Origin of the sequence: Aquabacterium sp. (genome assembly GCF_030652515.1) — a bacterium.
Lineage (GTDB): Bacteria > Pseudomonadota > Gammaproteobacteria > Burkholderiales > Burkholderiaceae_C > Aquabacterium.
Map to the genome: position 1 here is coordinate 1 of NZ_JAUSAR010000075.1, position 12894 is coordinate 12894.

Sequence of the window (12894 nt, forward strand, 5' to 3'; positions counted from 1 at the left end):
GGCAATGGCGTAGCTTGCCTCGCTCCGGTCATCGAGGCCACCGAAGACACGCTGAAAATCGGCCATGCCGAAGATCTCGATCGCCTCGTTCATGGGCCCTTCCCGGAAGAAGTCGATGAAAGCGGTGATCGAGGTGCCCACGCTGGTGATGGTGTGCACGCCGCTCGACACTTCCTGGATGTAGACGCCTGGGTAACTCACTTGCACCATGTGTGCCTCCTGGAACAGTCATTCAATCGATCAAGAATTCGCGATGAAGCGGTCAAGCGTTTCATCGACCTTGGCATTCAGGCCCGTGCGCCGGTAACGCACTTGCCCGTCTGCCGCGTTGCTCGCCTCGATGACACCGGCCTGCTCCATCTGCTTGAGCGCATGGGCCAGGTCCACCAAGGACACCTCACCTGATTTCAGCCACCACTGCGAAATGCCTTCCAAGGTGTCGGACGCAAGCGGGTTCTGCCGCAGATAGCACGACAGAACACCCACGATCTTCGCGGCCGAAGCAGAAACATTCATGGCGACACGCAATCCCTTGACCTGTCCCTACGCAATCTCGGTGCCATGCATCGAACAAGCTGATCACAGAGGGGAAAGACATCTCGGGCAGTCATGTCCGCGGACAAATGTGTCCACCTTGGCCTGGCCCCATGGGCTCTTTACTGGGGACCATCACAGCAGAAAAGCACCTGGACAAATTTGTCCGACCAGATGCATGAAAATGTCCTGGTCACTGCGCGGCGGCATCCTTGGGCCGAAAGCGCTCGGCGCAAATGCCATGCTTGCGGATCAGCTCGAACAGCGCGCGCCGGTTCTTCTGGGCCACTTCGGCCGCCTGCGTGATGTTGCCGCCATGGGCTGCCAGCAGGCGCTCCAGGTAGCCGCGCTCGAAAGCATCAACGATGCGGGTCTTGGCGTCGTGGAAGGATTCGCCTGCGCCTGTCGTGGTGTCGATCGTCTGCAGTTGAAGGTCGTCGGCCTGGATGCTCGGGCCTTGGGCCAGCAGCACGGCCCGCTCGATCACATGCTTGAGTTCCCGCACATTGCCAGGCCAGTCGTGGGCCAGCAGGCGCTTGACGGCCTGGGGGGACAGACCGATGGGCGGGCGTCCTGATTGGGCAGAGAACTGCTGAAGGAATCGCAAGGCCAGGGTGCAGATGTCCTCGGCGCGGTCGCGCAAGGGCGGCAGCACCACGGTCAGCACGTGCAGGCGAAAGAACAGGTCGCGGCGGAAAAGGCCGCGTTCGACCAGGCCGGCCAGATCCTGGTTGCAGGCAGCGATCACGCGGACATTGGCTTTCAGTACCGCGTCGCCACCCACTGGTCGGAACTCCATGTCTTGCAGAAAGCGCAGCAGCTTGGCTTGGGCTGGCAAGGGCAAGGAGTCGATCTCATCCAGGAACAGGGTGCCGCCTTCGGCTTCACGCACCAGGCCGCTGCGCGTGGCGTGGGCGCTGGTGAAGGCGCCGCGCACATGGCCGAACAGTTCGCTCTCCAGCAGATCGGCCGGGATGGCGCCGCAGTTCACGGCCACCATGGGGCGCGTGGACCGTGCCGAGGTGTAATGAATGGCGCGCGCGCAAACCTCTTTGCCAGTACCTGTTTCGCCCAGGATCAGCACGCCCGCATCGCAACCGGCGATGGTGGGCAGCATGGCCAGTTGCTTGACGAACGCCGGGCTGGCGCCCACCAGCTCACGCAAAGCGGGCGATTGAAGCGGCGGGCGTTGCAAATTTGCGCTGGCGGGCATCGCCCCCACGGCGCGGCGCAAGCGGGCCAGCAAGGCAGGCTCGTCCAGCGGCAGGCTCACGAAGTCGATCGCACCCGCGGACAGCAAGGCCAGCAATTGGGGCTGCGACAGCCCCATCACCACCGGTAGCACAAGGCTGTGGGGATGCTTCAAGCGCCAGGCCGCGATGGTGGCGGCCACGTCGGCCACGTTGTTCGCATCCACCAGCGGAAGCGACAGATCGCACGGCGCGCTGGCAGGCAGGCAGGTTTGCAGCTCGACAGTGAACAGATCGGCGGCCCCGGCCACGATGCAGTCATGCAACTCGCGGCCCAGCGCACCGTGCGGCTCACCCGCTGCCACTGAGCAGGTGAGCTGGTTCATCGTGATGTCTCGAGTGGCATGCGGGCTCCCTGGGTGAAGGGTTTGTTCTTGCCCGGATTCTGCGAGACATCAACGCATTGCAGTATCCCTACCTTGTCAGGGATCAGATGGCCTAACTCAGGGCCTGATCCAGGTCGGCCAGCAGGTCATCGATGTGCTCGATGCCCACTGACAGGCGCACCGTGTCTTCGGTGACCCCCGCTTTGCCCAACTCCTCTGGCGACAACTGACGGTGCGTGGTCGAAGCAGGGTGGGTGGCCAGTGAGCGCACATCCCCGATGTTGACCAGGCGTGTGAACAGCTTCAAGCCATCCAGGAAGCGTGCGCCACCTTCGCGGCCACCTTCGATGCCAAAGGTCAGCAAACCCGAAGCCTGGCCCGAGAGGTATTTCTTGACCAAGGCGTGGTCGGGGTGGCCTTCAAGTCCGGCATAGTTGACCCATTTGACGCGCGGATGTTGGCTCAAGTGCTGTGCGATCTTGAGCGCATTGCTGCTGATTCGGTCCATGCGCAAGGCCAGCGTCTCGATGCCTTGCAGGATCAGGAAACTGTTGAACGGCGAGATGGCCGCGCCCGTGTTGCGCAAGGGCACGACGCGCGCTCGGCCGATGTAGGCAGCAGGGCCCAACGCCTCGGTGTAGACCACGCCGTGGTAACTCACGTCGGGTTCGTTCAGTCGCTTGAAGCGCGCCTTGTGCTGTGCCCACGGGAACTTGCCCGAATCGACGATCGCACCGCCCAGGCTGTTGCCATGCCCGCCCAGGTATTTGGTCAGCGAGTGCACGACGATGTCGGCACCATGCTCGAACGGGCGGCTCAGGTAGGGCGAGGGCACCGTGTTGTCCACGATCAGCGGGATGCCGTGGCGGTGGGCGATCTCGGCCACCTTGGCGATGTCTGTGATGTTGCCCGAGGGGTTGCCCAGCGACTCGACAAAGATCGCCTTGGTGCGATCGTCGATCAGGGGTTCGAAACTGTCGGGGTTGCGGTGGTCGGCAAACCGGGTGGTGATACCGAACTGGGGCAGGGTGTGCGCCAGCAGGTTGTAGGTGCCCCCATACAGCGCGGTGCTGGACACGATGTTGTCGCCCGCCTCGGCAATGGTCTGGATGGCATAGGTCACTGCCGCCTGGCCTGAGGCCACCGCCAGCGCACCAATACCGCCCTCCAGCGCCGCGATGCGCTGCTCAAGCACATCCTGCGTCGGATTCATGATCCGCGTGTAGATGTTGCCCGGTACCTTCAGGTCAAACAGATCAGCACCGTGCTGGGCGCTGTCAAACGCATAAGCCACCGTCTGGTAGATCGGCACGGCCACCGCCTTGGTGGTCGGGTCAGGAGAATAGCCCGCGTGCACGGACCTCGTTTCGAACTTCCAGTCGGGATTGGTGGCCATGTCGCTCCTTGGGTGAATGATGGGTCGGGTGGTGATGACCGAGGTGACGATCAGCCCCGTTGCGTACATTGATGGCGGTGATGGTCATGGGTGTCGATTCAGTTGTCAATGACGAAGGTTTCACCTTAGGGGGTTGCTCCAAATTTGAGAAGCAATGACTTGGCATGCGGGTGTGCAAAAAAGTCATATGGACTGCTTAATAATCCGGGGGAGCCTTACCCTTTTCACCAGAGCCTGACCATGAGCCATTTTTCTGACGACATCTACACCGAGCCCGCCAACGTCGATGTCGACACCCTGGCCAACCTGGGCCCGTTGCGTGGGATGGCTGGCATCTGGCAGGGCACGCGCGGCCTGGACATCAAGCCCAAAGCCGATGGCCCCCGCAAGCAGGCGTATGTGGAGCGCATGGAGTTGCAGCCCATCGACCCAGTGACCAACGGCCCCCAGCTCTTGTACGGACTGCGTTACCTGGTGCTGATCACCAAGCCTGATCAGGTCAAGACCTACCACGAGCAAGTGGGCTACTGGCTGTGGGAGCCGGCCACCGAAACTGTGACGCACACCCTGACCATTCCTCGGGCGCAAACGGTCATGGTGTCTGGCCAGGTCAAAGCTGATGCCACCAGCTTCGAATTGGTGACGAGCGACGGCGCAGGCATTTGCTCCAGTGCTTTCATCGACTACGCCTTCAAGACGGTGGAGTTTCGTATCAAGGTGCAGTTCAACGCGGACGGCACCTGGTCCTATGACGAAGACACCGTGATGATGATCAAGGGCCAGACCGAGCCCTTCCACCACGTGGACACCAACCACCTGAGCCGAATTGGTGAGCCGACGCCCAACCCCCTGGCTAGAAACCGCTGACGCAGCGTGTCTTCATACGCGCCCGCCCTTCGCTTTGACCGCCTGGACGCCTTGCGGGGCTTCGCGCTGGTGTGGATGGCGGTGTTTCATTTCTGTTTTGACCTGAGCCACCAGGGCTTGCTGGCCGCCAATTTCTACGAGGACGCGCTGTGGACCACGCAGCGCACCTGCATCCTGTCCCTGTTTCTGCTGTGCGCAGGCGCGGGGCAGGCGGTGGCCACCACACAAGGCCAGTCTTGGCCACGCTTTTGGCGCCGCTGGGCGCAAGTGGTGGGCTGTGCGGTGCTGGTGTCTGTGGGCAGCTGGTTCATGTTCCCGAACAGCTTCATCTACTTTGGCGTGCTGCACGGCATGGCCGTGATGCTGATCGTGGCCCGTCTGAGCGCCCCGTTGAAATCCTGGCTCTGGCCTTTGGGTGCCGTGGCGCTGCTGTTGCCCAGCTTGATCCAGCACCCTTTTTTTGATTCCCGCGCCACCAACTGGCTGGGGTTGGTGACTTACAAGCCCATCACCGAGGACTATGTGCCGGTGCTGCCCTGGCTGGGTGTGATGTGGTGGGGCATGGCGGCCACGCAATGGCTGCTGGCCAGGCATCCACATTGCATGGCTTCTGCCTCGAGCAAGCTCGCCAGCGGCGACAATTCAGGTTTGATCCCAACGATCAGAGCTGCCTTGGCAGCCCTGGGCCGTTGGAGCCTGACTTTTTACATGCTGCACCAGCCCCTGCTGATAGGTGCCTTGAACGCCTGGATTTTTTTGAAGTAAGCACACCATGACCCAAGACGAAATGAAAACCCTGGTGGGCCAAGCGGCCCTGGACTACGTGACCTCTGGCAGCGTGGTGGGCGTGGGCACGGGATCGACCGTGGACAAGTTCATCGACGCCCTGGGCGCTGCGCTCAAAACCGACCCACAACGGGTGGTGGGCGCCGTGTCCAGCTCCGTGCGCAGCACCGAACGGCTGCTGGCACTGGGTGTGAAGGTGCTGCCCGCCGAGTCGGTCAGCAGCCTGGCGGTCTACATCGATGGCGCGGACGAAATCAATCGCCAGGGCGACATGATCAAGGGCGGTGGCGCCGCCTTGACCCGCGAAAAGATCGTGGCGGACCTGGCCGAGCGCTTTGTGTGCATCGCCGATGAAACCAAGCTGGTGGACACGCTGGGGCGCTTTCCGCTGCCGGTGGAGGTGATCCCGATGGCCGCTGCCCAGGTCATGCGCCGCTTTGTCGCCATGGGCGCACAGGCCAAGGTGCGCGAGGGCGTGACCACCGACAACGGCAATCTGATCGTGGACGTGACCGGCCTGGCCATCCCCAACCCGGCTCAGATGGAGTCGGACGTGAACCAGTGGCCCGGCGTGGTGACCGTGGGCATCTTTGCCCGCAACCGAGCTTCGGTGTGCCTGCTGGGCACACCGAATGGCGTCAGAACCCTGACCTTTTGAGGGGCGTCAAGCCAAGCGGGCTCAGAACCTGAAGCCAGGTGGCGGCGGAGGCGTGGGGTTGGGCGCTGGGCTGACATTGGTGGGCGTGTCGGCCTGCAAGCGCAGTGGCTCGGGCACGGGGGCCCGCAGGTCGGGCGGCACCAACGGTGTGGCAGGCGCTTGCTTGTAGCTGGTGGGCAGAGCCGATTTGGCCGGATACCCTGCGGCATCCAGATAAGCACCCCAATCTGCCGGGGCGAAGCCTACCAACTGCTTGCTGCCCACCTTCAGGATCGGCACCTGTTGAAGGCCTTCCAGCTTCTGGAGGCTCAGGATGTCTTCAGACGTATCAACCGTTTTCTCGACATAGGGAATGCCTCGTCCTTGCAGCATCTGGCGCGCACCATCGCACGGCACGCATTTGGACGACGAGTAGAAAGTGACCGGGTATTGGCTGACCACTCGCTGCAATTCAAAAGGCAAGCCGGTGGCCTGGACCACGGTGCCGTTGGTTTTGAGCGTGGCGGCAGGCCGGTCAGTGGGCGGGCGATCGGTGTAGGTGACGCGACCATCCGGGGCCACGACCTTGTAGAGCGCCCAAGCCGGACCAGCGCTGAGCAAAGCCAAGCCCACCGCCGTGGCCAGCAAGGAAGAGGACTGCAAGTAACGACTCATGTGGTTTTACCTTTGATTCAGCTCATGCCTTGGTGACGCAGCAGGGCGTCAATGCTGGGCTCGCGGCCCCGGAACGCCTTGAAATTATCCATGGCGGTGCGGCTGCCGCCCGCTTCGAGGATCGACTCGCGGTATCGGCGGCCCACCTCGGGATTCAGCACACCGGCCTGGCCTGAAGCGGCTTCTTCAAAAGCCGCGTAGGCGTCTGCCGACAGCACCTCGGCCCACTTGTAACTGTAATAGCCTGCCGCGTAGCCGCCTGCAAAGATGTGTGAAAAGCTGTGTTGAAACCGGTTGAACGCTGGTGGGATGTTGACGGCGACTTCCTGGCGGACTTCGTCGACCACGGCCTGAACGCGTTGGTCGTTACCGGTTTCGGCGTGGAGGCGCATGTCAAACAATGAAAACTCGACCTGACGCAGGGTGGCCATGCCGCTCTGGAAGTTCTTGGCGGCGTTCATCTTGTCGAACAGATCGCGCGGCAAGGATTGGCCGGTGTCCACGTGGCTGGTGAGTTGCTGAACCACGTCCCATTCCCAGCAAAAGTTTTCCATGAACTGGCTGGGCAACTCGACCGCGTCCCATTCGACGCCGCTGATGCCGGAGACGCCGATGTCATCGACCTTGGTCAGCATGTGGTGCAAGCCGTGGCCGAATTCGTGGAACAAAGTGGTCACATCGTCGTGCGTGAGCAGGGCGGGCTTGCCGCCGACCCCTGAGGCGAAGTTGCACACCAGGTGGGCCACCGGCGTTTGGGTTTGGTGGTTGTCGGGGCGCGCCCAACGGCCACGCACGTCGTCCATCCACGCGCCAGGGCGCTTGCCAGAGCGGGCATACAAGTCCAGGTAGAACTGTCCGACCAAACTGCCAGCGCGCTCGATGCGGAAAAATCGCACCGACTCGTGCCAGACGGGGGCGGCATCAAGCTTGATGTTCACGTCGAACAGGGTTTCAATCAGTTTGAACAGCCCACCCAGCACGGTGGGCTCGGTGAAGTACTGCTTGACCTCCTGGTCGCTGAAGGCGTAGCGGGCTTCCTTGAGCTTTTCGCTGGCAAAGGCGGTGTCCCAGGCTTGCAGATCGCTCAGGCCCAGCTCGGTGCGGGCGAAGTCGCGCAGCTCGGCCATGTCATTTTCGGCGAAGGGGCGGGCGCGGCGTGCCAGGTCGCGCAAAAACTCCATGACCTGCTGCGGACTGGTCGCCATCTTGGGCACCAAGGACACATCGGCGAAGCTGGGGTAGCCCAGCAGGGCGGCTTCTTCCTGGCGCAGGGCCACGATCTGCTGCATCAGGGGCGAGTTGTCGCGCTCGGCCGGGCCGGTTTCGCTGGCGCGGGTGGCATAGGCGCGGTAAAGCGTTTCGCGCAGGGGACGGTGCGTGGCGTATTGCATGACCGGCAGGTAGCAGGGCATGTGCAGGGTCAGCTTGTGGCCCTCCTTGCCCTCGGCTTTGGCGGCGGCCGCTGTGGATTCGACCACGTCGGAGGGCGCACCGGCCAGCTCGTCGGCCGTGGCGTAGTAGCTGTAGGCGTCGGTGGCGTCCATCACGTGCTCGGAGAAAGCCTGCGACAGGGCGGCCTGCTGCTCCTGGATCTCGGCGAAACGCTTCTTGGCATCGCCTTGCAACTCGGCGCCACCCAGCACGAAGCCGCGCAGGGCGTTGTCGAGCGCTCGGTGGCGTGCCGGGCTGAGGCGCTGGCCCTCCGGCGATTGCGACAGGGCCTTGTACTTGGCGTACAGGCGCTCATCGGCGCCCAGGCGGGTGTAGAACTCGGTCAGGCGTGGCAGGTTCTCGTTGTACGCGGCCCGGATTTCCGGGGTGTCGGCCACGGCGTTGAGGTGCCCCACGGCGCCCCAGGCGCGGCCCAAACGCTCGGTGGCCACATCCAACAGCAAAGACAGGGTGTCGTAGTCAGGCGGCACATCGGGGCCGGTGACCTTGTCCAGCGCTGCTTCTGCTTCCTTGAGCAACACATCCATCGCCGGCGTGACATGGCCGGGTTGGATGCTGGCAAAAGCGGGCAAGCCGGAGGTGTCGAGCAGTGGATTGGGTGTGGTCATGGGCATTGTGGTTTGGTTACAGGCGAGTTATAGGCGCTCGGCGGCTTCGATGGTATTGACCAGCAGCATGGTGATGGTCATGGGGCCGACACCGCCAGGCACGGGGGTGATCCAGCTGGCCACTTCCTTGACGCCGGCAAAATCGACGTCGCCACACAGCTTGCCATCATCATCGCGGTTCATTCCGACGTCGATCACGACGGCGCCGGGCTTGACCATGTCGGCAGTGAGCACATTGCGCTTGCCCACCGCCGCCACCACGACATCGGCTTGACGCGTGTGGTAGGCCAGGTCAGGTGTTGCACTGTGGCAGATGGTGACGGTGGCGCTGGATTGCAAGAGCATCATCGCCATGGGCTTGCCGACGATGTTGCTGCGGCCGATGACCACGGCGTGCTTGCCGCGCAGGTCGTAGCCGATGGATTCCAGCATCTTCATGCAGCCGAAGGGCGTGCAGGCCTTGAATCCGGGTTCGCCCACAAGGAGGGCGCCAGCGCTGGCCACGTGGAAGCCATCCACGTCTTTCAAGGGCGAAATCGATTCGATGACCTTGTGGTCGTCGATGTGCTTGGGCAAGGGCAGTTGCACCAGGATGCCGTGGATCGATGGGTCGTTGTTGAGCGCGTCGACGCGGGCCAGCAGCTCGGCCTCGGTCATGGTGGCGGGGTATTTCTCGAGCACGGAATGCAGGCCGGCATCCTGGCAAGCCTTGACCTTGTTGCGCACATACACCTGGCTGGCGGGGTTCTCTCCGACCAGGATCACGGCCAGGCCAGGGGTGATGCCTTTTTCGGTGAGCTTGGCGGCGCGAACGGCCACCTCGGCGCGGAGTTGCTTGGACAGGGCGTTGCCGTCGATCAGTTGTGCGGTCATGGGGCGGGCTGCAATTCAGTCAAAAAAATGGGGGCGAAAGAACGAAAAAGGCCGCACGGGGGCGGCCTTTTGATGCGCGTGAGGGCATGACGCCCCCGCAGGCCTTGCTCAGGGTTTGGCCGGTGCGTTGGCTGGTTGGCCGCTGGCGCCCAGGGCGATCTTGAGCAGATCGGCCACGGTATTGGCGTTGAGCTTTTCCATCACGTTGGCACGGTGGGCTTCCACCGTCTTGATGCTGATGCCCAGGTCGTCGGCGATCTGCTTGTTCAGGCGGCCGGCGACGATGCGCTCGAGCACCTGAGCTTCACGCGTGGTCAGGCGCGACAGCAAGGCTTCGCGGCTGGCAGCCTCTTGCGAGCTGGAGAACGCGGTGCGGGCTTCGTCGAGCATGCGCTCGACCAGGGCCACCAGGGCGTCTTCCTTGAAGGGCTTTTCGATGAAGTCCATCGCGCCTTTTTTCATGGTGTTCACGGCCATGGGCACGTCGCCGTGGCCGGTGATGAACACGATGGGCAGGGGCGATTTGCGCTCGAGGAGCTTGTCTTGCAGCTCCAGGCCGCTCATGCCATCCATGCGGATGTCGGCGATCAGGCAGGCCACTTCACGGGGATCGAACCGAGCCAGGAAGGATTCGGCCGAGTCAAAACACCGCACCCGGTAGTCTTTGCCTTCGAGGAGCCATTGCAGCGAATCGCGCACGGCCTCGTCGTCATCGACCACATACACAGTGCCTTTTTTGGGGATCAGACTCATGGGTTATCGGCTAGCAAGTCGTTGGAGGGAGGGGTGACCGAATCGGAGAAATCCGAGGCACCACTGCTGTCGACCGGGAGGGTGAAAGTGAACTTGCACCCCATCACCGTGGAGCCATTGTAGATGTTCTCGGCGCCAATGCGACCGTGGTGTGACTCGATGATGGATCGGCACAAACTCAGGCCGATCCCCAGGCCTTCGGCCTTGGACGAATGGAAGGCCTCGAAGAGGCGGCTGCTCATCTCTTCCTTCATGCCCGGCCCGGCGTCGGTGACGACGAACTCCACCACCTCGCCCTGGTCTTCGGACTTGCGCAACTGCACGCGCAGGTCCACATGGCGGCGCGACTGTGGCATTTGCGCCGAATCGATGGCCTCGGCGGCGTTCTTGAGCAGGTTCAGCAGCACCTGCTCGATCAGGATCGGGTCAACCATCAGCGTGGGCAGGCGCTGGGCGATGGTGCTGTTGAGGGTGACGCGGCGGCGGCGCATCTCGAAACCAGCCAACTCCAGCACGGCTTCGATGATGTCGCGGGCTCGGGCTGGCTGGCGCTGCGGCTCGCTTCGCTTCACGAACTGGCGGATGCGGTGGATGATTTGCCCGGCGCGCTGGGCCTGGCGGGAGGTTTTTTCCAGCGCTTCGATCAGGCCTTCGTTGGCAATGCTGCCAGATTTGATCCGGCTGACCATGCCGCTGCAGTAGTTGGAAATGGCCGCCAGGGGCTGGTTCAGCTCGTGCGCCACGGTGGACGCCATTTCGCCCATGGTGATCAGTCGGCTGGTGAACTGGGCTTTTTCGGCTTGGCGGGCTGCGGCTTCCTCGCCTTGGCGGCGGGCGGTGATGTCAGTGGCGATCAGCATCTGTGCCAGGTGGCCGTCGGTCCACTGGATGTAGCGGGCGCGCACGTCGAACCATTTCTGGGCTGATTCCATGTAGATGTCGCGGGCATCGACGCCGGCGGCGGTCAGCTCCTGGGTGGGCAGGTTGCCAAAGTTGTCGACCGATTCATCGCCATCGGCCAGCTCGGCGGGATCGAATTCTCCGCCGGTCAACTCGGAGTGGGCGCCGGGGTTGGCGCCAAACCAAAGTCGGTAGGAGCGGTTGGCGAAGAGTAATTCGCCGCGTTGCACGGAGACCACGGACACGGCGGCGTCCAGGCCTTCCAGCACGGTGGTGAAGCGTTCGTGCGCGGCGGTGAGCTGGTCGCGCACGCGTTTGGCTTCGGTGATGTTGGTGACCGAGGTCATCCAGCCGGTCTGGTTGCCTTGCGAGTCGATCAGGGGCGAGACGTACATGCGGGCGTCGAACTGGCTCAGGTCGCGGCGCTGCATCACCACTTCCACACCCCCGGTGGGGCTGCGGCCCAGCAATTCTTGCTGGAACATGCGGTTGAACTCGTCCAGCCGGTCTTTGGGCCAGTAGGGGTAGGGCGGCACGCAACCGATCAGTTCTTCTTCGGCAAAACCGGTCATGGCGCAGAAGGCGGGGTTCACGTAGGTGATGCGGCCTTCCAGGTCGATGGTGCGCATGCCGGTGAGCATGGAGTTTTCCATCGCCCGGCGGAAATTGGTCTCCTGCACCAGGGTTTTCTGAATCTGGGCGCGGCGGCGCATGTGGCGCAGGGTGCCCACCAGGGTCCACACCGTCAGGGCCGACAGGGCCACCACCATCCAGAACAGGGTGTTGCCCACCAGGTTGGTGGAGGTGCGAAAGCCCATGCCTCGCAAGACCAGGCCATTGCCCACTGGCGTGACGATCACTTCATGAACGAAGGTGGGTTTGGCCGAGCCTTCGGCCGAGGCACTGACCGTGCTGGTCAGTACTTCGCCCCCCACCTGCACCAGGCTCATCGCGTGGCGGCTGACGATCTCGCGCGGGACCATGTACCGCATCAGCGCTTCCAGCGAGTACTCGGCCGACAGGGTGCCGATGAAGCCTGTGCTGTCGATGAGCGGCACCTGGATCTGGATGACCCGGGCCGCCAGTCCGTTGATGTAAGGCTGGGAGTAAACCGGCTGGTTGCGCTCCTTGGCCAGTTTGAAGGCGCTTTGCGGGGCTTGAACGCCCCGCAAGGGATCGTAGGACGACAGGTTGGCGTAGGGGTCGAGGTTCAAGCCCTGCGGCGCGGGCAGGTACAGGTTCATGGCGGAATGGGTCGCCTTGACGGTTTCGTCCGCCTGCGTCCAGGCCACGCTGATGACCTCGGGGCGGGCGCGAACGAAATCGCTGGCCTGCTGCATGAACTGCTCGGAGTTCACCGCCTTGATGCTGATCTCGCGGGCCAGGCGCAGCAACTGCTCCTGGCTTTCGATCATGCGCATGCGGATTTGTTGCTGCACGACCTCGGTGTCGCGTTTCACCGACTCTTGCTCGCGCTCCAGTTCCTCATTGCGCAGGTACCAGAAGGCCGCGATGATGGCGGCCAAAAACAACAGCACCGACACCAACGGCCCCAGTGTCGCGTACCGATCCTGCTGGTTGGGCGACTGCTTGCGCCACCACTGCCAGAAGAAGCGGTTGGAGTTGCCCGCCCCAGGTGTGCGGGAGGCGGCGGTGGACAAGGATGAGCGAGACGGCATCCTGCGATTATCCGTGTGGTCTCCCACAATCGACGTACTGCTTGAGAACGAGTGCAATCCCGATTCAATTCCAGCGTTAAGGATTCACTCTAATCACCCCACTCACTCAGGGGATGGCTGATACTCATGACACTGGTACATACCAACGGAGACTTTGC

11 protein-coding genes and 1 pseudogene are annotated in these 12894 nt (G+C 62.9%); 3 read left to right on the plus strand and 9 right to left on the minus strand.

Annotated elements, in window-relative coordinates:
- The 4 genes and pseudogenes from Q7V20_RS09765 to Q7V20_RS09780 form a co-directional block, all read right to left on the minus strand.
- Positions 1-210: pseudogene (locus Q7V20_RS09765) on the minus strand (phage tail sheath family protein); the annotation flags it as partial.
- A gap of 30 nt (positions 211-240) precedes the next feature.
- Complete coding sequence (locus Q7V20_RS09770; protein WP_304789918.1) at positions 241-516, minus strand: hypothetical protein; 276 nt, start codon at positions 514-516, stop codon at positions 241-243.
- Positions 517-727: 211 nt separating this feature from the next.
- Positions 728-2110: a sigma-54-dependent Fis family transcriptional regulator gene (locus Q7V20_RS09775; protein ID WP_304789921.1), complete on the minus strand. Its 1383-nt coding sequence runs from the start codon at positions 2108-2110 to the stop codon at positions 728-730.
- A 112-nt stretch (positions 2111-2222) separates the two neighbouring features.
- On the minus strand, positions 2223-3506 hold the full coding sequence (locus tag Q7V20_RS09780) for an O-acetylhomoserine aminocarboxypropyltransferase/cysteine synthase family protein (protein WP_304789923.1): 1284 nt from the start codon (positions 3504-3506) through the stop codon (positions 2223-2225).
- A 240-nt stretch (positions 3507-3746) separates the two neighbouring features.
- On the opposite strand from Q7V20_RS09780, the gene Q7V20_RS09785 reads away from it, so the two are divergent.
- The 3 genes from Q7V20_RS09785 to rpiA all read left to right on the plus strand — a co-directional run bounded on the left by Q7V20_RS09785 (position 3747) and on the right by rpiA (position 5817).
- Complete coding sequence (locus Q7V20_RS09785) at positions 3747-4373, plus strand: FABP family protein (protein ID WP_304789925.1); 627 nt, start codon at positions 3747-3749, stop codon at positions 4371-4373.
- A 75-nt stretch (positions 4374-4448) separates the two neighbouring features.
- Positions 4449-5138, plus strand: a complete 690-nt coding sequence (locus tag Q7V20_RS09790; RefSeq protein ID WP_370652437.1) for a DUF1624 domain-containing protein — start codon at positions 4449-4451, stop codon at positions 5136-5138.
- Positions 5139-5145: 7 nt separating this feature from the next.
- Complete coding sequence (rpiA, locus tag Q7V20_RS09795) at positions 5146-5817, plus strand: ribose-5-phosphate isomerase RpiA (RefSeq protein WP_304789931.1); 672 nt, start codon at positions 5146-5148, stop codon at positions 5815-5817.
- Between the two features lie 21 nt (positions 5818-5838).
- Here rpiA and Q7V20_RS09800 read toward each other — a convergent pair whose 3' ends face one another.
- The 5 genes from Q7V20_RS09800 to Q7V20_RS09820 all read right to left on the minus strand — a co-directional run bounded on the left by Q7V20_RS09800 (position 5839) and on the right by Q7V20_RS09820 (position 12736).
- Positions 5839-6471, minus strand: coding sequence for a glutaredoxin domain-containing protein (locus tag Q7V20_RS09800; RefSeq protein WP_304789934.1), 633 nt, complete (start codon positions 6469-6471; stop codon positions 5839-5841).
- 17 nt (positions 6472-6488) lie between these two features.
- Positions 6489-8531, minus strand: coding sequence for a M3 family metallopeptidase (locus tag Q7V20_RS09805; protein WP_370652436.1), 2043 nt, complete (start codon positions 8529-8531; stop codon positions 6489-6491).
- A gap of 27 nt (positions 8532-8558) precedes the next feature.
- Positions 8559-9404: a bifunctional methylenetetrahydrofolate dehydrogenase/methenyltetrahydrofolate cyclohydrolase FolD gene (folD, locus tag Q7V20_RS09810; protein ID WP_304789940.1), complete on the minus strand. Its 846-nt coding sequence runs from the start codon at positions 9402-9404 to the stop codon at positions 8559-8561.
- 108 nt (positions 9405-9512) lie between these two features.
- Positions 9513-10157: a response regulator transcription factor gene (locus tag Q7V20_RS09815; RefSeq protein ID WP_300546252.1), complete on the minus strand. Its 645-nt coding sequence runs from the start codon at positions 10155-10157 to the stop codon at positions 9513-9515.
- Entirely contained in the window at positions 10154-12736 is a 2583-nt protein-coding gene (locus Q7V20_RS09820; RefSeq protein WP_304789946.1) for a PAS domain S-box protein, read from the minus strand. Before Q7V20_RS09820 ends, Q7V20_RS09815 begins: the two co-directional genes overlap by 4 nt.
- Positions 12737-12894 lie beyond the last annotated feature (158 nt).